The sequence below is a fragment of the Alkalicoccus halolimnae genome (assembly GCF_008014775.2).
Taxonomy (GTDB): Bacteria; Bacillota; Bacilli; order Bacillales; family Salisediminibacteriaceae; genus Alkalicoccus; species Alkalicoccus halolimnae.
In genome coordinates this window covers 2,778,767-2,799,968 of sequence record NZ_CP144914.1, presented here as the reverse complement: position 1 = coordinate 2,799,968, position 21,202 = coordinate 2,778,767, and the positions used below count along the sequence as shown (strand labels likewise).

Annotated in this window: 18 protein-coding genes and 1 other annotated feature; of the genes, 13 read left to right on the top strand and 5 right to left on the bottom strand. The window is 44.5% G+C overall.

The window, feature by feature from the left end; all coding sequences use genetic code 11:
• The first annotated feature begins 195 nt into the window (after positions 1 to 195).
• Positions 196 to 409 (top strand) — a binding site (T-box leader).
• A gap of 132 nt (positions 410 to 541) precedes the next feature.
• The 3 genes from tyrS to FTX54_RS12920 all read left to right on the top strand — a co-directional run bounded on the left by tyrS (position 542) and on the right by FTX54_RS12920 (position 3,949).
• On the top strand, positions 542 to 1,819 hold the full coding sequence (gene tyrS / locus FTX54_RS12930) for a tyrosine--tRNA ligase (RefSeq protein WP_147803380.1): 1,278 nt from the start codon (positions 542 to 544) through the stop codon (positions 1,817 to 1,819).
• A gap of 319 nt (positions 1,820 to 2,138) precedes the next feature.
• Positions 2,139 to 3,707, top strand: coding sequence for a BCCT family transporter (locus FTX54_RS12925; RefSeq protein WP_281285225.1), 1,569 nt, complete (start codon positions 2,139 to 2,141; stop codon positions 3,705 to 3,707).
• Positions 3,708 to 3,745: 38 nt separating this feature from the next.
• Positions 3,746 to 3,949: a hypothetical protein gene (locus FTX54_RS12920; protein WP_147803382.1), complete on the top strand. Its 204-nt coding sequence runs from the start codon at positions 3,746 to 3,748 to the stop codon at positions 3,947 to 3,949.
• 255 nt (positions 3,950 to 4,204) lie between these two features.
• Here FTX54_RS12920 and rpsD read toward each other — a convergent pair whose 3' ends face one another.
• From rpsD to hisJ, 3 genes are all read right to left on the bottom strand, one after another.
• Positions 4,205 to 4,807, bottom strand: coding sequence for a 30S ribosomal protein S4 (gene rpsD, locus FTX54_RS12915; RefSeq protein WP_147803383.1), 603 nt, complete (start codon positions 4,805 to 4,807; stop codon positions 4,205 to 4,207).
• Positions 4,808 to 5,252: 445 nt separating this feature from the next.
• A complete protein-coding gene (locus FTX54_RS12910) occupies positions 5,253 to 5,720 on the bottom strand; it encodes a GAF domain-containing protein (protein ID WP_147803384.1) in 468 nt (155 codons plus the stop codon).
• A gap of 306 nt (positions 5,721 to 6,026) precedes the next feature.
• On the bottom strand, positions 6,027 to 6,827 hold the full coding sequence (gene hisJ, locus FTX54_RS12905; protein ID WP_147803385.1) for a histidinol-phosphatase HisJ: 801 nt from the start codon (positions 6,825 to 6,827) through the stop codon (positions 6,027 to 6,029).
• A 210-nt stretch (positions 6,828 to 7,037) separates the two neighbouring features.
• On the opposite strand from hisJ, the gene FTX54_RS12900 reads away from it, so the two are divergent.
• The 4 genes from FTX54_RS12900 (at position 7,038) to FTX54_RS12885 (ending at position 12,999) form a co-directional block, all read left to right on the top strand.
• Positions 7,038 to 8,726: a septation ring formation regulator EzrA gene (locus FTX54_RS12900; protein ID WP_187254506.1), complete on the top strand. Its 1,689-nt coding sequence runs from the start codon at positions 7,038 to 7,040 to the stop codon at positions 8,724 to 8,726.
• Between the two features lie 172 nt (positions 8,727 to 8,898).
• Positions 8,899 to 10,053, top strand: coding sequence for a cysteine desulfurase family protein (locus FTX54_RS12895; RefSeq protein WP_246125597.1), 1,155 nt, complete (start codon positions 8,899 to 8,901; stop codon positions 10,051 to 10,053).
• On the top strand, positions 10,050 to 11,258 hold the full coding sequence (gene thiI / locus FTX54_RS12890; RefSeq protein WP_147803387.1) for a tRNA uracil 4-sulfurtransferase ThiI: 1,209 nt from the start codon (positions 10,050 to 10,052) through the stop codon (positions 11,256 to 11,258). The genes FTX54_RS12895 and thiI overlap by 4 nt, the downstream gene beginning before the upstream one ends.
• A 160-nt stretch (positions 11,259 to 11,418) precedes the next feature.
• Positions 11,419 to 12,999, top strand: coding sequence for an amidohydrolase (locus FTX54_RS12885; protein ID WP_147803388.1), 1,581 nt, complete (start codon positions 11,419 to 11,421; stop codon positions 12,997 to 12,999).
• 406 nt (positions 13,000 to 13,405) lie between these two features.
• Here FTX54_RS12885 and FTX54_RS12880 read toward each other — a convergent pair whose 3' ends face one another.
• Entirely contained in the window at positions 13,406 to 14,230 is an 825-nt protein-coding gene (locus tag FTX54_RS12880; protein ID WP_338484835.1) for an NAD kinase, read from the bottom strand.
• Between the two features lie 89 nt (positions 14,231 to 14,319).
• Between FTX54_RS12880 and sppA the strand changes: the two genes are divergently transcribed.
• From sppA to FTX54_RS12855, 5 genes are all read left to right on the top strand, one after another.
• The gene (sppA, locus tag FTX54_RS12875; RefSeq protein WP_147803390.1) at positions 14,320 to 15,306 is read left to right on the top strand and encodes a signal peptide peptidase SppA; all 987 of its coding nucleotides are present in this window, start codon (positions 14,320 to 14,322) and stop codon (positions 15,304 to 15,306) included.
• A gap of 5 nt (positions 15,307 to 15,311) precedes the next feature.
• Entirely contained in the window at positions 15,312 to 15,860 is a 549-nt protein-coding gene (locus FTX54_RS12870) for an RDD family protein (protein ID WP_246125598.1), read from the top strand.
• 52 nt (positions 15,861 to 15,912) lie between these two features.
• A complete protein-coding gene (gene tpx / locus FTX54_RS12865) occupies positions 15,913 to 16,410 on the top strand; it encodes a thiol peroxidase (protein ID WP_147803391.1) in 498 nt (165 codons plus the stop codon).
• Between the two features lie 283 nt (positions 16,411 to 16,693).
• Positions 16,694 to 17,680: a class I SAM-dependent methyltransferase gene (locus tag FTX54_RS12860; RefSeq protein WP_147803392.1), complete on the top strand. Its 987-nt coding sequence runs from the start codon at positions 16,694 to 16,696 to the stop codon at positions 17,678 to 17,680.
• A gap of 221 nt (positions 17,681 to 17,901) precedes the next feature.
• On the top strand, positions 17,902 to 19,086 hold the full coding sequence (locus FTX54_RS12855) for an acetate kinase (protein WP_147803393.1): 1,185 nt from the start codon (positions 17,902 to 17,904) through the stop codon (positions 19,084 to 19,086).
• Positions 19,087 to 19,132: 46 nt separating this feature from the next.
• On the opposite strand, the gene FTX54_RS12850 is transcribed toward FTX54_RS12855, so the two are convergent.
• Positions 19,133 to 19,585, bottom strand: a complete 453-nt coding sequence (locus FTX54_RS12850; RefSeq protein ID WP_147803394.1) for a universal stress protein — start codon at positions 19,583 to 19,585, stop codon at positions 19,133 to 19,135.
• Between the two features lie 184 nt (positions 19,586 to 19,769).
• Between FTX54_RS12850 and FTX54_RS12845 the strand changes: the two genes are divergently transcribed.
• Positions 19,770 to 20,537: an SDR family oxidoreductase gene (locus FTX54_RS12845; RefSeq protein ID WP_147803611.1), complete on the top strand. Its 768-nt coding sequence runs from the start codon at positions 19,770 to 19,772 to the stop codon at positions 20,535 to 20,537.
• Positions 20,538 to 21,202: the final 665 nt, after the last annotated feature.

Genomic DNA, 21,202 nt, shown 5'->3' with positions numbered 1-21,202 from the left:
CGTATTTATCAGGCTGCCTTGAAAATAAAGCAGATAAGCGATACACATACGCTTTCGTTTACATAGGAACGATTTCCGGTTTAATTAAAATACGTCAGAAGGGAAGGTGAGTTCAAGAGGGTAAATGGACTGACGGAAGAAGGGTATGTTGACAACGGCTTATATTTCATGGTAGAAATAACAAAGCTATTAAATAATCAGGCTGAGAAAAGACAGAAGTAGCAAATCGTTTCCCTGTTACAGAGAGCTGGTGGCCGCTGCGAACCAGTACAAAGGCGAATGCGAATTACGGTCTTGGAGCTACGCTGCAGAAATGCAGGGCGCAAACCGGGCGTTAATCGGGAGAGTGGGGAAGTGCAGGCTTCTCAAACCTGGGTGGTACCGCGGCTGAAATTCAATCGTCCCTTGTCTATATGACAAGGGATTTTTTTGTGTTTTTTACTCAGGGTCTCTCTGCCGGTTTCCGCTTCGTTTCTGAAGATTTTCGCGGTGGCCGACGGGCTGCCTGCTATTTTAACTAAAAACATTGGAGGATAAAGTTATGACGCTTTTAGAAGAACTGAAATTCCGAGGTCTGATAAATCAAGTGACAAATGAAGAAAAGCTGGAAGAACTGATGAAAAAAGAATCAATTAAGCTGTACTGCGGGTTTGATCCGACAGGCGACAGCCTTCATATCGGTCATCTTCTCACGATTATAACGCTGCGCCGTTTTCAGCTCGACGGGCACCGGCCGTATCCTCTCGTAGGAGGAGCTACAGGACTGATTGGCGACCCGAGCGGGAAAAATGCAGAAAGAACGCTTAATGAGCAGAATGTAGTCGAACATTACAGTGATAAAATCAAAGCGCAGCTGGAGAGATTTCTGGATTTTAATGACGAAAACGGAGCAATGCTCGTAAATAACTATGATTGGATCGGAGAGATGTCAGTCATTGATTTTCTCCGTGACACAGGGAAGCATTTCAGCGTGAATTACATGCTTGCCAAAGAGTCTGTAGAGGCACGGATTCAAAGCGGAATTTCCTTTACTGAATTTACTTATCAAATCCTGCAGTCACTTGATTTTTACTACCTTCATAAAAAATACGGGGTCAAGCTGCAGATAGGCGGGAGTGATCAATGGGGAAATATTACTGCCGGGTTGGAATTAATACGCCGCATGTATGGAACAGAGGAAGGCGATAGAGAACAGGCATTTGGTTTTACGATTCCCCTCGTTACGAAGGCTGACGGACAGAAATTCGGAAAAACCGAAGGCGGAGCGATCTGGCTGGATCCGGAAAAAACGTCTCCATACGAGTTTTATCAGTTTCTGTTAAATACAGACGACAGCGACGTCATTAAATTTATTAAATATTTTACTTTCCTTTCAGACAAAGAAATTGAAGATCTGGAAACAGAAGTTCTGAAACGTCCACATGAACGTGCAGCCCAGAGGCGGCTTGCGGAAGAGCTTACTAAATTTGTGCACGGAAGCGAAGCGTTAAAACAGGCCGAAAATATTACACATGCTTTATTCGGGAAAGGGGATCTGAAATCATTAACTGCGAAAGAAGTAGAGCAGGGTTTCAAAGACGTACCTTCCTATGACGTCAAGGGAGAAAAAAGAAACCTGATTGATCTTCTCGTGGAAGCCGGGATCTCTTCGTCAAAACGTCAGGCAAGGGAAGACGTGAATAACGGCGCTGTATATATTAACGGAACCCGCTGCCAGGAAGTGGACAAAGAGGTAGAGGACGAAGATAAATTAGAAGGTACGTTCACGATTATCCGCCGTGGTAAAAAGAAATTCTTTCTGATTAACTGGAAAAAATGATTGTAATCATATAGAAAATTTGCAAATAGAAAGCGGTGTGGCAGAATTCTGCCATGCCGCTGTTTTTTATTGTAAATCATTGAACCGGCCGCAGCCACGAGCGGCATCGCAGCGGCTGATTTTCAGCATTGAAATTTAAACGTTCTGTTCCTGTGCGGTTGGTAGATGCTTGCTTTTTTCTTGTTATATAAACTAATATTTATACCTTATCAAAATACCTATATTTATAGATTATTTTTATAAAAGTGAAAAAGTTTTGCTGACAATAAAAAGGGTAATGCTAAAAAGAAGACATTCTTGCCAGGAGGAGGGTCAAACAGTGAGTGAAGAAAGAAACAATAATACTACACCAACCAGTAAAGGAGAATTAATAGATTACAGAATATTAGTTCCTGCAGTAATTATTATGGCGGCGATGAGTTATCCTTTAGCAGCAAATGAAGCGCAGGCGATCAGTATCCTGAATGCAGTTTTTGATCAGATTCTTGAAGTGTTCAGCTGGGGATATTTATGGTATGGAATTGTCCTTGTAGGAGCGGGGCTGTACCTTTCCTTTTCCAAATACGGTCAGGTCGTTCTTGGTGATCCGGCAGAGAAGCCGAGATTTAACTTATTTGAATATTCCTCTATACTGATAGCGATGGGAGTAGGTTCCACGATCATGCGTACAGGCATGCTGCAGTGGACTTCCGTAGCGAATGACCCGCCGATCGGGGTAGAACCGGGCTCATCAGAAGCGCTGCTGTGGGGAAATGCCTACAGTATGTTTCTCTGGAGCTTTCAAGTGTTTGCTATATTTGTTATGGTAGCACCAGCAATGGCGTATATTCTTCATGTCAGAAAACGTCCACTGATGAGAATTTCCGAAGCATGCCGCTGTATTTTTGGCGACCGCTTTACAGATGGAGCAGGAGGAAAATTTCTGGATGTTATTTTCCTGATAAGTATTCTTGCAGGAGCTGCAGTCACACTGGGGCTGGGGACACCGATAGTCACACATAACCTTTCAGCGCTTTTCAATCTTGAAGTCACGTTTGGGTTAACATTGATTATTACCGTTATCTGGGTTCTGCTTTTTTCTATGAGTGCTTACGTAGGGATCGAAAAGGGTATAAAACGACTGAGTAAATTTAATATGTATCTGGCTGGTGGATTCGCCCTCTTTATTATGACCGCGGGCCCAGGGGTATTTATTCTCGATTATTTTACAGATTCTATTGCCTTTTTACTGAATAATTATATCGATATGTCGTTGTATACGGAATCCCTGGGTACAGGAGAAGCAAGCCATATCCAGACAAATACAGTCTTCTGGTTCGCATACAGTGCTACCTGGGCAATGCTCCATAGTATTTTTGCCGCGAAAATATCCCAGGGGCGGACGATAAAAGAAATGATACTTACGTATCTTCTGGCTCCGACACTGCTTTCCTGGTTAGCAACCGGTGTCCTTGGAGGCCTGGGAGTCTACCGTTATTTAACCGGTGAAGTACCGGTACTTGAACTCGTACAAGAACAGGAGCGCATGTCCGTTATTCCGGAAATTTTATCAACGCTGCCATTTCCACAGATTGCGCTTGGAGTATTTATCGTTGTCGCCATGATATTCTTGACGACGACGCTGGACTCTACAACGTATACAATTGCAGCTTATACAAGTACGAAAGATATGAGTAAGAATGAACCTTCTAAATTCCTGAGAATCATTGTAGCCGGTATAATTACAACTTTCGCTTTAATTTTAATGAGAATCGGCGGGCTGGAACCGCTTGAAGTTGTTTCAGGGCTTCTCGGTCTGCCGATTATCATCATACAATTTCTGACGATTTACGCTGCTATAAAGATGATGAATCAGGATAAAGCGTGGCTTAATAACGTGAGAAAATAACCGGTATAAACGTGTATTAACAAGAGGAGGTGAAAGGATTGGAAAAGTTTGCATCCAGCAGAGAAATTTATATTAAAGAAAAGCGCCGCTTTGCAGTAGAATCCTGGAAAGAAGGGGAATTGTACTGGGTTTATGTAATAGAGCTGGCAGAGGAACAGAGCCGTGGAGTATTCCGCAGAAGCGAGTCTAAAGAAGATGCTGCCGAAGAAGCAGTGGAAGTTCTTTATAAGTATAATCATTAAAAATGACGCTCAGCACGTTTGTGCACAGAAAAGGCCTTCAGGACGAACTCTGTCTTGAAGGCCTTTTTGAGTATAGGAATATTTTGCGCTGTTCAGCTGCATGGGCGGAGTTTATCAGGCTTTCTATTGATATGATCCCGGCCGCGGCGGAGATACGTCTCCGGGAATGCAGCTTGTATAACAAAAAAGATTCCCTGCCAATAAATGGACAGGGAATCTTTTTTGTTAATTCGGTTTTCACCCAAAATGCTTTTATTAACGGGAATACCATTCAACGATAAGTGGTTCGTTAATTTCTGCAGGGAGTTCAGAACGCTCTGGAAGACGTGTGAACGTTCCTTCCATTTTATCAGCGTCAAACTCAAGATAGGCAGGTACAAAGTCGTTAACTTCTACTGCTTCTTTAATGATATCCATATTCTGGGATTTCTCTCTAAGAGAAATCTTCTGACCAGGTACAACGCGGTAAGATGGGATATCCACCCGGCCGCCGTCTACAGTTACGTGACCGTGGTTTACGATCTGACGAGCCTGTCGGCGTGTACGTGCCAGGCCGAGACGATAAACGAGGTTATCGAGACGGGATTCAAGAAGAATCATGAAGTTTTCACCGTGCTTACCTTCGCGCTTGCCTGCAATTTCAAAAACGCGGTGGAATTGACGCTCAGTCATTCCATAAAGGTAGCGGAGCTTCTGCTTTTCCTGAAGCTGAGTACCGTATTCTGTGTTCTTCTTGCGGGAGTTAGGTCCGTGCTGGCCTGGGCCGTATGGACGCTTTTGAAGCTCTTTGCCCGTGCCGCTTAGAGAAATTCCCAGTCGACGGGAGATTTTCCAACTTGGTCCTGTGTATCGAGACATAGTAAATCCTCCTAAATATATAAATAATTTAGTGAAATAAACAGATCGTAATCCTGATCTTCCAGACATTTCATTTTAGGTACTTTCGCCTCGACAGCTGGAGGTTACACAATACCCCTCGATCATATGCGGGAATGAAATGAACTGCAAGCCGTTTACGCAGGCTGCCCTATTTGCACAAATTCCAGTATATCGATTTCAGCAGGAGAAGTCAAGTTAATTATACAGAGTTTAAGTATTGAGAACTGGAGCGGAGCAGTTTATTCTGCTTCCCCAGCCGCGGAAAAGGGCGGTTTCTCTAAAGACAGCTGAAAACGAGCCCCTCGGAAAAGCTCCGCCAGGGAAAGCAGAAAAGAACATAGAGTAGAGGTCGAAAAGAAAATCATCCAGAAAAGAAGAATCGGTTGACCTGTTCAGCCGGCAGGTAAAACAGGCGGCGGATAGTCTACAGATGCTTTTCGAGTATTTGTGCAAAAGCTTCTATGCCCTGCTGATCTTCTTCTGTAAATCGCTCCTTAAGAGGACTGTCGATATCAAGCACTCCAAAAACTTCCCCATCTTTGAAAAGAGGGACGACAATTTCAGAATTAGAAGCAGCATCACATGCGATATGACCGGGAAAAGCGTGGACATCGGCTACACGCTTCGTCTCTCTATCCTTGACTGCAGTTCCGCACACTCCTTTTCCATAAGCGATGTGGACACAGGCCGGATTTCCTTGAAAAGGACCGAGAATTAATTCGTCGTTTTTCCAGAGGTAAAACCCTGTCCAGTTCACTTCGTCTAAAAACTGATTCAATAAAGCAGAAGCGTTGCTTAAGTTGGCAATAGTGTCGTGTTCTCCTTCGAGAAGAGCATCAAGCTGTTTTCCAAGCAGATTATATTGGTCTTTTAGGGCTGAGGACTGCGCCATGGAACATCCATCCTTTAAAAGTTATTTTCGAAAGTATATCACAGGTTTCTTCCAAACGGGAAGGAACGGAGCCCGGCGATTAAGTATTCCCGGGAGTTTCCGGGCTTGGTATACGGAAACTTCGCTGCAGCTGATCTGCATCCACAAGTTTTTAATGTCCCGGCTGTAGAAGAAGACAGGGAGAGCCAAAGATCCGAAGATCCGTTCTGCGGGGAGAAGGGATCTGCTGAGGCCGGACCTCCGTCCCCGGTGAACCAAAGACGGCAGAAGGCAGAGAGAGTTATAAATAAGTTCACCATATACAGCCTATTTTAAAAATGGAGCGACTGTTTCGTAATCCTTTCCAACGTCAGAGCTCATGTGGGCATCCGATCCGTACATAAGTGGAATACCTCTTGAGAAAGCTTCCTTAATAACGGGAAGTGGAGGATAGGGTTCCCCGCAGTGCATTTTTCGTATTCCTGCTGTATTTATGTCTAAAGAGACCTGATACTTCAGGGCAGCATCGAGTATACTTCTGATAAGGGGGGTGTCGTCGAATCCGGCAGGAAAAAGTTTTTTAAATTTATGGACGAGAGTCATATGGCCGATCCGCTTCGGTTTATAGAGACCCAGGTCTGTCTTAATTGATTTTTCGACCGCGTCATAATAAGCTTCATAGGCTGCTTTTAAAGATCCGCAGTCTTCAGCGAAGCGCTGGAAAGCATGCTCATCAAAGTCGATACAGACATACCCCTTTTTCGTTTTGAGAAAATGAACAGATAGAATCGCGTCATCCAGAAACGGGCCGATCTCGTTCAGAAAATCAGTCGTTTCTTTTTCAAATCCTTCAATATAATCAATTTCCAGACCGGTGCGGATTTCAATGATATTTTTATACTTTTCTTTGACAGTTTCTACAGCACGCAGGTATTCGTCGAGAACCTGTCTGTCCATGGAACTGTCCTGCTCTGGAACAGGATCGATAAATCTTTCCGGCAGAGGAGCGTGTTCCGTGAAAGTGATTGATTTCAGACCTCTTGCGGCAGCCTTTTCGACGTAGGAATCGAGACTGTCTTTGGAACCGTGCGGACAAAAAGGAGAATGAACATGGCCGTCGTGAAGCATACTGATCTTCCTTTCCTATGAAAAAAATGTAATTTATGAAATGTTTGTAAGAAATAAAGAAATTATATAATATATTATTCCAATTCAGCTGTGTCATGATAAGATAGAGAATAGAGTAATATCTGTGTGTCATTATGCACATATACATATACAACGTCAATGCCGGCGTCAAAGCATTATTTGCTTGCTGCGCAGGTGGAGGAGGTCCGAATGAGCTACGTATTATACACCATCATTGCACTGCTGATCATAGTTGTGATTTACGGTGCGTGGTCAAGAAAACAGATTTACAGAGATGTAGACAAAATGGGAATCAGGAAAACAGAATTAATGAACCGGCCGGTACCGGAAGAACTGGCGCGGGTCAAAGAGATGAGGCTCTCCGGAGAAACCGAAGAGCGGTTTGAGCAGTGGAGGGGAGAATGGAATCAGCTTCTTAAGGTTCAGTTCCCTTATATTGAAGAAAAGCTGGTTGAGGTGGAAGAGACTTCTAACCGTTACCGTTTTCCTAAAGCCCAGCAGGAATTGAAAGGCATCAAAAAAGCGCTGGACGAAATTGAAAGACACATTGATTCTCTCATTGGAGAAGTTCATGAGCTTGTAAACAGCGAAGAAACGAACCGCCGGGAAAGCACTGAGCTGACTGCCCAGTATGGGGAACTGCAGAAGAAGCTGTGGGAGGAAAAACATTCCTATGGCGGTGCTGCAGGGGCTCTTGAGATCGAGATGGAAAAAGCGGAAAAGCTGTTTGAGGAATTTTCGGCTCAAACAGAAAGAGGGGATTACTTTGAGGCCCAATCGACGCTTGTTAACATCAGAGAAGTGCTTGCCGGACTTGGCTTTATGATGGAAGAAGTTCCGGAGAGACTAAGCTATGTCCAGCAGGATCTGCCTGAACAAATAGAAGAACTGGAAGCCGGCATGAATGAAATGGCTCAGAATGGCTTTCCAGTTCATCTTTATGCAGATAATGATCTGTCACCGATTCTCCACGAGCGGTGCCGTGCTGCTGAAGCATCGCTTCATGAACTTCAGCTCGAACAAGCGCAGGAAGTAGTGAACCAGGTGGAAGCAACGATAAGCGATTTATTTGATAAGCTGGAACAGGAAGCGTTGACCCGTAACGATGTGGAAAAAGAATTTACTGAACAGAAAAGGCTTTTAAATGCTATTCCTGAACGACTTCAGCAGCTTGTGCAGGAAATGGAAGTGATCAAACTGCGCTACCAGCTTCCGCCAGCGAGTGAATTTGAAATTAACGAAGATTTCAAGCGGCTTAAATCTTTAAAAGTGCAGTTCGCAGCTATGGAAGATGCAGCAGCTTTAAAAAGAATGACGTATGTGGAAGTTCATAACCAGCTGGAAGTCTGGAAAGAAGACCGGGCAGCCCTGGAGATGAATATAGACCAGTCTAAGGCTAATTTCGATAAACTGCGTCAGGATGAACTGGATGCTGAAGATATTATTGAAGAAGACGGGGAAAGAATTACGCAGGTCCGCCGTTCGCTGAGACGTTCCTCTCTCCCTAAGATTCCCGATATGACAAAAGAGCAGGTAAATGAAGCAGAAAGAAAACTTTACTATGCCGTGAAGCTGCTCGACAATCTGCCCATTGATATGGAGGGAGTCCGCAAGGCAGTTGCGGATGCCGATCAACAGACGGAACATGCAGAGCGGGCCGTCAGTAAAATGCTTTCGGACGCAGCAACGGCAGAAAGAGTCGTTCAATACGGCAACCGGTACCGCACCCAGAATGATAAAGTTAACATTCTGCTTCTTCAGGCGGAGGACAGATTCCGGCAGGGCTATTATGAAGAGGCTCTCGAACTGGCTGTAGCCGGCGTTGAAAAGGTAGAGAAAAATGTTCTTACCCGTATAGAGGAAGAAGATATGAAGTAAAAGACACAACAGGCTGAATCCTGTCATGACGGAATGATCATGACAGGATTTTTTTGTGGGCCAATGGAAGTTTGGTCTCTGTGAAAAGGAGGTATTTACGAAGAACTCCTTTCCCTGTTCAAACGGCTTATAATATGGTACGATCATTCGTTGAAAAGAAGGAAAAGGAGCCATGATGATGATTTATTTTGATAATAGTGCAACGACGCAGCCATGGCCAAGCGTATTGAAAACTTTTACTGCTGTTTCAGAGCAGTATTTTGGCAATCCGTCTTCGCTTCATCCGCAAGGAGCCAGGGCTCAGCGGCTGCTCGATCAGGCAAGAAGCCAGACAGCAGATCTGCTGGGAGTTGACAAAAAAGAAGTGGTGTTTACTTCGGGAGCAACAGAAGCGAATGTACTCGCCTTAACTGGTGCAGCGGAGGCTTACCAAAACCGTGGAAATCATATTGTGACTTCAGCTGTTGAACATCCTTCCGTTCTGGAAACATTGAAAGAACTGGAAAGGAAGGGATGGGAAATTACGTACGTTTCTCCTGATACAGAGGGGAATATTCACGTTTCCCAAATTGAAAAAGAGATACGCCATGATACCGTACTCGTATCACTTATGTATATAAATAACGAAATAGGAAGTATCTATCCTGTAGAAGAGATCGGCAAGATGCTCCGCACTCATCCATCTGTCCTTTACCACGTGGACTATGTCCAGGGAGCGGGTAAAATTCCGCTGGATATGTATGAAAGTGGAATTGATTATTTAACAATATCCGGTCACAAGTTTCACAGTGTGAAAGGAATTGGGGCGCTGATCGTGCGAAACGGCAGAAACCTTCATCCTCTTTTTCACGGCGGGGGGCAGGAAGGTAAAAAACGGTCAGGTACGGAAAATACTGCTGGAGCTGCAGCAATGGCAAGAGCCCTGCGTCTCTCACTTGAAGAAGCAGCGGTCGGCAATGACAAGCTCCGCCGGTGGAATGCCCGAATAGAGAAAGTATTACGGGACTACCGCGGGGTGACGATCAACTCCCCGGTTTCCCGTGCTCCCCATATTTTGAATTTTTCTTTGAATGGAATGAAGCCGGAAATTATCGTGCAGGCACTTGCTTCGTTTGAAATTTTTGTTTCTACTACGTCAGCCTGTGCTTCTAAAGCAGGCGAAGAAAGCCATGTGTTAAAAGCGATGAACCTTCCCGGAAACAGAGCTGCAGAGGCAGTAAGGCTTTCGTTCAGCTATGATACAAAAGAAGAGGAAATTGAATCGTTTATTGAAGCCTGGGATGAAGTCTATGCTTCGCTTATTGGAAGAAGGGAGTCTGTATTATAATGTATGATTTAATTCTTGTCCGCTATGCGGAACTTTCGGTAAAGGGAAAAAACCGAAAGAAATTTGAAAGGCAGCTGGAGATGAACATCCGGCGTTCGCTGAAAAGCTATCCTCGGGCAAAGACATTTCGTACTTTCGGACGGATGTATGTGGAGCTGAATGGAGAACCGTTTAAGGACGTGAGTGAGGTTTTAAAAGATACTTTCGGAATTTCCTCTTTCAGCCCTGTTGTCCGCACGGAGCTTCAGGAGCAGAAGATTTTCGAAGCAGCGTACCGCGTCACGGCGGATAGTTTAAAAGGGCGGGGCGGCTCGTTTAAAGTATCAGTGCGGCGTATTAACAAATCATTTCCTACAGGTTCGCAGGAAATGAATCAGCAGACAGGCTCCTACGTTCTTCAGAGAATCGAAAATCTTTCTGTAAATGTACGCCGTCCGGATGTGGAAGTCCATGTGGAAATACGGGACGATGCAGCTTATATCTCCGGGGAAATTATCCGCGGTGCCGGAGGATTTCCGGTTGGTACAAGTGGAAGAGCTCTTCTTCTTCTGTCCGGCGGGATTGACAGTCCGGTGGCCGGATTTCTTGCTATGAAACGCGGAGTAACCCTGGAAGCTATTCACTTTCACAGCCCGCCCTATACGAACGAGCAGGCCAGAAGAAAAGTAGAGGACCTGGGGAACATACTGGCGAAATTCGGCGGCAGAGTACGCCTCCACATCGTCCCTTTCACAAAAACCCAGCTTGCCATCCATAAACAAATTCCTGATAACTGCGAAATTACAGTTATGCGCCGCTTTATGCTGCGTATCGCTGAAGAAACGGCCCGAAGAAGCAGTATTAAGGCACTTATTAATGGAGAGAGTCTTGGGCAGGTGGCGAGCCAGACGCTGGAAAGTATGTATGCGATTAATGAGGTAACGTCCATGCCTCTCCTGCGGCCGCTTATTACGATGGACAAACTTGAAGTAGTCGATCTTGCAAAAAAGATCTGCACGTATGAAACATCCATTCTTCCGTATGAAGACTGCTGTACGATTTTTCTGCCTCCGGATGCCAAAACCAGGCCGAAGCTGGAAAAGATCCAATTCTACGAAAGTTTTCTCGAAATTGATGAGTATGTGAACGAGGCTGTTTCCGGTATTGAGACAATCGAATTGACCGGAAAGAGCGGAGAAAGAGAAAAGTTTGAAGAACTGCTGTAATATACACCGTTAATTGACTGCCTGTCCCCCGATCAGGGAATTTCCTGGTCCGGGGGGCAGTTTTTTTTAAGAGGCGACCTTTTTAAATGTATGCTGTGCTTTCCTTGCGTAAGGAAAAAGATAAAAGCATAATGTTGATATGAGGAAAGGAGAGAAAAGAATGGGAACGCTTTGGTATGGAGGGACAATCAGACCACTGACTGCTGAAAAAGAAGAGCATCAGGCAGTTTATACAGCTCATGGGGAAATAATTGATGTTGGAGAGGAAGCGGAAGTCCGCAGCCGGCATAAAGGTGAGATTACACGGGAGATGGATCTGCAGGGCGGAACGATGTATCCGGGTTTTACCGATAGTCATTTACATATGATCGGACACGGAGAAAAACTGTTGAAGCTGGATGTTTCCGATGTTTCAAGTCTCAGCCGCTTGAAAGAAATTCTAAAGAGAAAAGCTTCTGAGGTACCTGAAGGAGAGTGGGTTCTTGCGGAAGGATTTAACGAGAACTTATATGAAAATCAAGAAGTTCCGGATAAATTTTTTCTGGATACGGTTACGGCAGATCATCCGGTAATGCTTACCCGGGTGTGCAGGCACGCTATGGTGACGAACTCGAAAGGGCTGGATAGAGCAGGGATTAATAAGCAGACGCAGGATCCGGAAGGGGGGTGGATCGTCCGGACCCCGGAAGGAGAGCCGACCGGCTATCTTCATGATCAGGCGCAGGAATTGTTAAAAGAAGTTCTGCCGCCGATAGACAGAGGATATGTTAAAGAAGCGCTTCAGACTTCGCTTGAAGACCTTTACCGGAATGGATTTACAGGGGGACACACGGAAGATCTGTATTATTACAACGATCCTCTGGAGACATTAAATATTTTTTATGAAGTCATCAGCGGCGACCGGAAATTCCGGACAAATCTGCTTGTCCATCATGAAGCAGCAGAAACGGTGCTGAACAACAAGAAAGAGCATCCCTTCGTTACGCCGGGATCCATTAAAATATTTACCGACGGTGCTCTGGGAGGGCGGACTGCATTGTTGAGCGAGCCCTACAGTGATGACCCGTCAACTACCGGAGTGGCGATTCATTCCCAGGAAGAAGTTAATGAACTGACAAAACAGGCACGCGTGTATGGACTTCCTATAGCGGTCCATACTATAGGAGATGCTGCTTTAGATTGTGCAATTACAGCTATTGAAATGCATCCTGCTCCTCCTGGAAAGAGGGACCGTTTGATTCATCTGCAGATTACCCGTAGAGATCTTCGGGAAAGGCTGCGGAAACTCCCGGTCGTACTTGACATACAGCCCCGGTTTGTAGCTTCTGATTTTCCGTGGGTGATTGAAAGACTGGGAAAAAAGCGGCTGCCTGATTCATTTGCGTGGAAAACACTTCTTGACGAAGGATTGATGTGTGCAGGAGGTTCCGACGCTCCAATAGAGCCGATTAATCCGCTTTTAGGATTACACGCAGCCGTTACACGCAGGAAACCTGGGGAGAGCCATGAAGGATATATGCCTGAGCAGAAAATGACTTTGTATGAAGCGCTGCAGTTGTTTACGTATGGAGCTGCCCAGGCGGTTGGGGAAGAACATATCAGCGGGTTGATTAAGCCGGGATACCGTGCTGATTTTACTGTGCTGAATATGGACCTTTTTAAAACGAAACCGGATGAATGGCTGAATGCCAAACCGTTAATGACGATAGTAGATGAAACAGTCGTATATCAGACGGAATAGAAAAATTTTTTCGAACCGCATGCGGAACAGCTTTGATAAAAACTAAGTTAAAGACAGTGGCTCTTACGCAAACTCGGTGAAATTTAGCTATATATACCTGTAAATCTAAAATGAACTAATTATCTCAAGCTCCTCATGCCTGTTCCTTCGGCTTTTAAAGGGAAGAAGCAGCCGGTAAATGATAAAGTGCAGGAACGATTCTCATGCGCAAGAGCCAATGCTGTTGTTGATACGTGTAGAAAACTCCGCTTCGGTCCGCCCGGAAAGCATCCGGATGGAAACGAAAGCGCCCCTTTATCGCTTACCTGCTTTATTGCTGGGCAGCCTTAATAAAAAGGGACTGAAGCCGGCGTCTGTTAAAAAATCGGCCATGACAATTTTGTCATGACCGATTAGAAACGTGATATTATAAAAAACTTCGTTTCAGTTTATGATAAAATAAATTATCCTTCATACGAAGGGTTTTAATGACGCGGTCGGAAACTTTTACGCTGATTTCACGGGAGTTGCGGACTCCCATCGCTTCATTATCCACGCCGATAATGGGATGGTCATTCCCGTCCTGGACGATCCGGAGCTTTAATTCCCGCTCTTTTCCGAGTACAAGCGGGGAACCGAGAGTACGGAACTGATTATTATTTACGGATGCCATCTCCGTCAGCTGCATGGAAGGAAGTTTGGGATCTACAATGGCACCGCCAAGAGATTTGTTGTAGGCGGTACTTCCGGTCGGAGTGGAAACGAGCAGGCCGTCCCCGCGGAATGTTTCAAAATAAAGGTCGTCGACGAAAACGTCAATAACAAATGTTTTAATAATATTGGAACGAAGAGAAAGTTCGTTGATACAATGGAAACTTTTTGACCCATCAATCGTAACTTCTAGAATGGGATAGCGGAGAACTTCTACCATATCTGACTGCATCGCCAGCTCGAGACGGTCTGTATCTTCGGTAGTAAAGTCTGTGTAGAAGCCGAAATCACCATCGTTGATACCGATATATAAAGCATCTTCCCGGAATTGTGTTTTCTGTAAGGCCTGCAGAAACGTTCCATCTCCTCCGAAGCTTGCGATAATATTTGCGTCTTTCGGATCGTCAACGAGGCTGAAATCGTATTTTCTTCCCAGTTTCCGTATTTTTTGCACTTTTTCTTCGAGTTCTTCTGTTTGTTTGTAAAACAAGTACACATTTTTTCTTTCAGACATAACAGCGTGACTCCCTTTCTGTTTCAAATTTCGTTCAGTTCAGTCTTATCATATCAAATTGAAACAGGATCCGCAGTAAAGAAAGAATGATAATTAATTAAAGGAGGAAAATGAATATGAATGTTAAAAGATGGATTGCTTTAGGAGCGGTAGCTCTTATCATCGTTGCCGCAGGTGTGTTCCGGTTCGGTACTGCAGCTTTTCAGACAGACGCAGAAAGTTTTTTCGGGGGCGAGGAAGACGGAATGTCTGAACAGCTCGTTGAGGAAGGAACAGACCCTGGTAAAATAGCCGTCATACATATCGAGGGAGTTCTGCAGGCCGGGGCAGGCGGAGCTTTCGGAGGAGGTTATAATCATGAACTTCTGCTTGATCAGCTCGATCATGCTGCTGAAGACGGTCAGGTGGATGGAATTGTCCTCCGTGTGAACACGCCGGGAGGCGGAGTTGTTGAAAGTGATGAAATACACGACAAAGTTGTTGAAGTACGTGAAGAATTTGGAAAAGATGTGTACGTTTCAATGGGAGCCCAGGCAGCGAGCGGCGGTTATTATGTAGCTGCTCCGGCGGATCGTATTTTTGCCAACGGTCAGACGATTACAGGATCGCTTGGTGTGATTATGCAGTCTTTTAATGTTTCTGAACTTGCAGAAGATCTGGGCATCAGTGATCAGACCATTAAAAGCGGAGAATTCAAGGACATTATGTCGGCGACCCGTGAAATGACAGAGGAAGACGAAGAAATTCTTCAGTCCATAGTGGATGATGCCTACAGCCAGTTTGTCGGTGTTATTGATGAAGGCAGGGAGGATTTGAGCCGCAGTGAAGTAGAAGAGCTGGCTGATGGACGAATTTACACAGGCGGCCAGGCCGTAGAAAACGGCCTTGTCGATGATTTGGGCAACATGGACGATACAATTGAAGCAATGAAAGAAAATCTCGGCTCCAATCCGAATGTCATCGAGTACGAACAAGGTTTTAATTTTGGTTCGTTTGTGAGTGTACAGATGGATAACCTTTTTGAACAGCGGAAAATAAATCAGCTTGCCAGCTGGCTTGAACTGAACCAGGGACCGCGGCTTATGTATCTATATACGGATTGAGGTGAATGATGATGAGAGAAAATTACAATGACCATACGGAAACATGGGGAGCGGAAGAATACATGCGCGCCGGATTCTGGATGAGGCTGTGGGCATATGCCACAGACCTTTTAGTTACGGGATCTCTCAGTGCGGCGATTTTAGGCCTTTATTTTCTTGCTACAGGCGGCGGAGACCTTTCCATTCTTACTTTCACTATCAGCGGGCTTCTGAGTGCCCTTATAACGTTCGGTTATTTCATTCTCATGACGAAACTGCTCGGGCAGACGCTTGGGAAGATGGTTTTTGGAATTCGCGTACTGTCACGGGAAAAGTCGGAACTATCCTGGCTTGACGTTATTTTCAGAGAGTTTGTAGGAAGATTTTTACACCGTTTTTTGTTTATTACAAATTTGCTGTACCTGATCGTGGCTTTTCATCCCGAAAAGCGCGGTCTGCATGATTTTCTTGGAAACAGTATCGTCGTTCTTGAAAAAAGATCGACAGTTCCGGCAGGCCGCAGAATAATTAAAACCCCAACCGAAAAAGAATCGGATACTCCGGTTCCCCAGTAAAGAATCATAATATGTTAAAGTGAAACAGAAGTTTATTTAGGAGGCGTTACTATTGGCAGAAGTTACATTTAAACAAAACCCGGTCACGATTACCGGAGAAGAAAAAAACATCGGTGAAAAAGCTCCTTCTTTTACTGTGCTGGCTCCTGATCTTTCGGAAGTCAGCCTGAAAGAAGCAGAAGGCAAAAAGGTACTGATCAGTGTCGTACCTTCCGTAGATACAGGAACGTGCGACCAGCAGACACGTAAATTCAATGAAGAAGCGGTCAAGGTGGAAGGCGCAGAAGTATGGACGATCAGCGCAGACCTTCCCTTTGCCCAGCGCCGCTGGTGTGCAGCTGCAGGACTGGATGATGCGAAGATCTATTCAGATCATCGTGATCTTGATTTCGGCAAAAACTTTGGAGTTGTCATAGACGAACTTCGCCTGCTTTCCCGCTCCGTTTTTGTAATCAACGAAGATGGAGAAATTACGTATAAAGAACTTGTCCCGGAAGTATCTGAACATCCGGACTACGAAGCAGCCATCAATGCTCTTCAAAAAGCATAAAACAATCCAGGCAGGCCCTGCTTGTAAGAAATCCCGTCATGGTAAAATTATCATGACGGGATTTTCTTATTGGCTGCCTGGAAAATTAAGCAGATAAGCGCCCCTTTATCACTTATCAACTTAATTTTCAAGCTGGACAAAACGGGAGTTTATCTTATATCTTCACTGCTTTAAGCATGTCTTAAAAATCACAGAAAAGGAGTGTGGCTGTTTCTTTTCCGCTTATGAAAAACATGTTATGCTTTATCGTTGGAACAGCAAGTTTAAGAAAAGAGGGATAACTATGGCAGAGACGACAAATACAGAACAATATTATAAAGTGCTCGACGAAGGAGCAGCAATACTTCAAAAGGAGAAGGACCTCTTTTATCTGGAAGCGTTAGGAAGTATGGGAGAACTGCTTTTTACGCAGAAATTCCCGGATGAAATGGGGGCAGGTCCGAAAGAAAACCTGGAAAATATTATAAATACACTGCCGCCCGAAGTACAGCGGGAGGAAATCCGGCGTGCTATGCAGCTTGCTATTTTAAAAGGGATGAAAGAAGCAACACAGCCGCATCATGCCCTGACCCCTGATGCAGTGGCATTATTTATCGGCTATTTAACAAATATAGTTCTTTCCAAAGAAACGGACGATCCGGTATTGCTTCTCGACCCTGCAGCAGGGGCGGGTAATTTATTGACTGCGGTCCTAAACCAGCTGTCAAAAAAGGGGCATGCAGTTGGAGCGGAACCGGACGAAACTTTGCTGAAGCTTGCTTATGTTAATGCTAATCTTCAGGAGCATACTGTAGACCTGTTTCATCAGGACAGTGTGGCTACGAGCACTGTAGATAACGTGCACGCCGTCGTGACTGACCTCCCTGCAGGCTATTATCCGGACGATAAAAAAGCAGCTGAATTTAAAACAGGCGCTGATTCGGGACATTCCTATGTTCATCATCTATTGATCGAACAGAGTATCCGGCATGTGCGTGAAGGAGGATTTCTTATTTTCCTTATTCCAAACGGGCTCTTCCAATCAGAGCAGGCAGATAAACTGCAGGTCCTTCTTAAGGAAGATGCAGATATTTATTCCCTCCTTCAGCTTCCGGAATCTATGTTTAAATCGAAAGAATCGGGGAAAAGTATTCTCATTCTGCGAAGAAAAAAACAAGGGGTCATTCCGCCTAGGCAGGCTCTCCTGGCTGAACTCCCTTCCTTTACAAGAGAAGCTGCACTGGCAGATATGATGAAACGTATTTCCAGCTGGTTTGATGATCATCTATAAAAGCGAAAAATGTAAACTGTTACATTTTTAAACGATGAATACGATTACAATTAAAGCTGAAAGTGGGTAGGACCCTGTTAGAGAAGGAATGAGTGAAAAAAATGTGTTATAATTCTGTTTCTTTTTATGATTGGCACAGAGGTTGCATTCTTTTCCGGTGAGTGGTTTAATATGATATGGTAAGAACGTTAACGTATTTATAATGAAGGAGCGATGAACTCATGTCTAAAATCATGGCGATCAATGCAGGTAGTTCTTCTTTGAAATTTCAGCTGCTGGAAATGCCGGAAGAAACGATCGTAACAAAAGGGCTCGTGGAGCGCATCGGAATGAGTGATGCTGTATTTACGATTGAAGTAGACGGGGAAAAAAAGAAAGAAACGACCGACATTGAAGACCATGCAAAAGCGGTTAAAATTTTGCTGGATAAATTAACAAAACACCATATTATCGAATCACTTGATGAAATCGAGGGAATCGGACACCGGGTTGTTCATGGAGGAGAAAAATTTAATGACTCTGTATTAATTACAGACGACGTGATTCAGGGCATTGAAGACGTTTCCGAACTCGCTCCTCTCCATAACCCTGCTAATTTGACAGGGATTCGTGCATTCAAGAAAGTTCTTCCCAACGTACCGTCTGTCGCAGTGTTTGATACGGCTTTTCACCAGACGATGCCGGAATCCTCTTACCTCTACAGTCTGCCTTACGAATATTACGAAAAGTACGGCATACGCAAGTATGGATTTCATGGGACGTCCCACAAATATGTATCAGAGCGGGCTGCAGAGATGCTGAACCGTCCGATGGAAAATCTTCGGATTCTTTCCTGTCACCTCGGAAATGGCGCTTCGATTGCTGCGATTGAAGGAGGAAAATCCATTGATACGTCGATGGGCTTCACTCCTCTTGCAGGGGTGACGATGGGAACACGCTCCGGTAATATCGATCCAGCCTTAATTCCTTATATTATGGAAAAAGCTGATCTGTCAGCAGAAGAAGTAATGGACGTTTTAAACAAAAAAAGCGGTATGCTTGCACTATCCGGTTTTTCCAGCGACCTGAGAGATATCGAAGTGGAAGCTAACGAAGGCAATGAAAGAGCCCGGCTTGCCCTGAATGTATTTACAAGCAGAATTCATAAGTACATTGGTTCCTATGCAGCGCGTATGCACGGTCTCGATGCTGTCATCTTTACCGCAGGCATTGGCGAAAACAGCGATACTATCCGGGCAAGGGTTCTGGAAGGTCTCGAATTTATGGGTATTTACTGGGATCCTACCCTTAATAAAATCCGCGGCCAGGAAGCGTTTATTAACTATCCGCATTCCCCGGTCAAAGTTATTGTCATTCCTACAAATGAAGAAGTCGTTATTGCCCGTGACACGATGCGTCTCGGTTAATAAAAAAAGTGCCTCCCGGAGCGGGTGGCACCTTTTTTTATTGTTTTTATTTTACTTCTGTATCGGTACGAACGATTAATACATCACAAGCAGCGTGACGGGTAATATGTTCGGATACACTTCCGATAAGAAAGCGTTCTACCGCGTTTAAACCGGTAGCGCCGGTTACAATTAAATCAACGTTGTGCTTTTTGGCAACATCTTTCGCAATTTTCACTTTAGGGGAACCGTAGTCAAGAACGAGCGTAACATCACTGACTCCTTCTTTTTCAGCGAGGCCTTTGTAATCGTTCAGCATATCTTTTGCATACTGCTCAGCTTCGGAAAAAATAGTACGGTCGTAGTGTTCTACAGAGGCGAACGTACGGGTATCGACAATGTGAACCAGCAAGAGTTTTGCATCGTGGTCTTTTGATAGAAGTACTGCTTTTCTGAAAGCGCGTTTTGCTTCATCGGAACCGTCTACCGCAACAAGAATTGTGTTATAACGAACTGTCATGCCAATCTCCTCCCCGTGAATGCAGATTAAGTTCCCAAAAGGCATTTTCAGGAACCTTATACTAACCATTATCCCATATTTTTCTTTTTGAAACCATATAAATTTTTCCATGAGGCTTTTCAGTTGAGAAATAGAAGGCAGTTATATCACAATATAATAAGTAACTTACTTAATGAAGGTGGTAATGTCCGTGCGCCATGCAGTGATAACAGCTGGTACAAAAGGTTTAGGGAAAAAAGTGACTGAAAAGCTATTAAAAGAAGGGTACTCTGTTACAGTGAATTATCGTACAGACGAAAAAGCCAAAAAAGTTCTTGAAAAAGAATGGGAAATTCATGAAAATAAGGTGCAGTTTGTAAAAGGGGATGTGCAAAATAAAGAAGATTTGTCCCTTCTAAAAGAAGAAGCGATGAAACGATTTGGAAGGATAGACATTCTAATTCTTAATGCAGGCCCGTATATTTTTGAAAGGAAAGCGCTCGCAGATTATGAGGAAGAAGAGTGGGAACAGATGATTAACGGGAACCTGAATTCCGCTTTTCACATGATGCGCCAGGTTATTCCGATTATGAGAAAGCAGCAGTTCGGCAGAATTATCACATATGGGTTCCAGGGAGTGGACCATTCTCCGGGCTGGCTTTATCGTGCAGCTTTTGCGGCTTCCAAAACCGGACTTGCCTCTTTGACGAAGTCTGTAGCCATTGAAGAAGCTTCTAATGGGATTACCGCTAATATGATCTGTCCGGGAGAAATCCTCGGCGAAATGAAAGAAAACGATATTGAAAAAGCAAGAGAAGCAAAAGATGATAAAACTCCTGTCGGCAGATCAGGGACGGGAGAAGATATTGCACGGACCGTTCTTTTTCTTATTGATGATAATGCCGATATGCTGACAGGAAGCATCGTAGAAGTAACCGGAGGACTGGACGTTCTTCACAAGCACCGCTCCTGATTTAACCGGGGAGATATCTTGAAAATAAAGTATAGAAGCGATAAATGGCGCTTTCGTTTCCACTGGGACTCTTTCCGGGCTGGCCGGCTTCAGCTGATCCCCTCCTCCGTTCCGTCGGGCGGAGTGGGGCTCGTCCTTCATTGTCCTGGAGCCGCCTATGTGCCCTTCAGCTTACGGTAAAAAGACAGAGCAGCACCTGTCCTCTAATAAAGATGACTCCCGTTTGAACAACATTGACCGCGCCTGTATAGATGGTAAGGTCCATTCCTGTAGAAGACCTTTTTCATCTATTATCGTGCAAGGCTTTTGAGCGGCTCTGTTGAAGCATCGTATTGTTTTTGAAGGGCCTGCGTTTCCTTTTTCTTCATTTGCTGCGGAGAAAGCTGAAGAACTCTTCCACGGCAGGTCAGTTGCAGCGGAGTTCTTTATACTAATCAACAACAGATTTTAACGCAGCTAACAGAGAAAGAAAAAAATAAAGCCGGAGCCTGTATAACAAGACTGGCGGCTTTATTGTATAGAGAAGTTCTTTTTTGCTGTTTTTTCTGTTCTTTCCGGAGAAGTGGAAAGGATTCTCATACGGTTCTAAATCCTGCAGGAATCATCTTTATCTGCCTGAGAAAAGAATGTCACAGATATGTCCTGTGGGAAAAAGGAGATAAAAG

Bases quoted from the DNA above. Each gene is read 5' to 3' on its own strand.
- FTX54_RS12860 (WP_147803392.1), top strand. From the start codon at position 16,694: ATGGCAGAGACGACAAATACAGAACAATATTATAAAGTGCTCGACGAA.
- hisJ (WP_147803385.1), bottom strand. From the start codon at position 6,827: ATGCTTCACGACGGCCATGTTCATTCTCCTTTTTGTCCGCACGGTTCC.
- FTX54_RS12870 (WP_246125598.1), top strand. From the start codon at position 15,312: ATGATGATGAGAGAAAATTACAATGACCATACGGAAACATGGGGAGCG.
- FTX54_RS12850 (WP_147803394.1), bottom strand. From the start codon at position 19,585: ATGACAGTTCGTTATAACACAATTCTTGTTGCGGTAGACGGTTCCGAT.
- sppA (WP_147803390.1), top strand. From the start codon at position 14,320: ATGAATGTTAAAAGATGGATTGCTTTAGGAGCGGTAGCTCTTATCATC.
- FTX54_RS12885 (WP_147803388.1), top strand. From the start codon at position 11,419: ATGGGAACGCTTTGGTATGGAGGGACAATCAGACCACTGACTGCTGAA.
- rpsD (WP_147803383.1), bottom strand. From the start codon at position 4,807: ATGTCTCGATACACAGGACCAAGTTGGAAAATCTCCCGTCGACTGGGA.
- FTX54_RS12855 (WP_147803393.1), top strand. From the start codon at position 17,902: ATGTCTAAAATCATGGCGATCAATGCAGGTAGTTCTTCTTTGAAATTT.
- FTX54_RS12910 (WP_147803384.1), bottom strand. From the start codon at position 5,720: ATGGCGCAGTCCTCAGCCCTAAAAGACCAATATAATCTGCTTGGAAAA.
- FTX54_RS12900 (WP_187254506.1), top strand. From the start codon at position 7,038: ATGAGCTACGTATTATACACCATCATTGCACTGCTGATCATAGTTGTG.
- tyrS (WP_147803380.1), top strand. From the start codon at position 542: ATGACGCTTTTAGAAGAACTGAAATTCCGAGGTCTGATAAATCAAGTG.
- FTX54_RS12895 (WP_246125597.1), top strand. From the start codon at position 8,899: ATGATGATGATTTATTTTGATAATAGTGCAACGACGCAGCCATGGCCA.
- FTX54_RS12845 (WP_147803611.1), top strand. From the start codon at position 19,770: ATGTCCGTGCGCCATGCAGTGATAACAGCTGGTACAAAAGGTTTAGGG.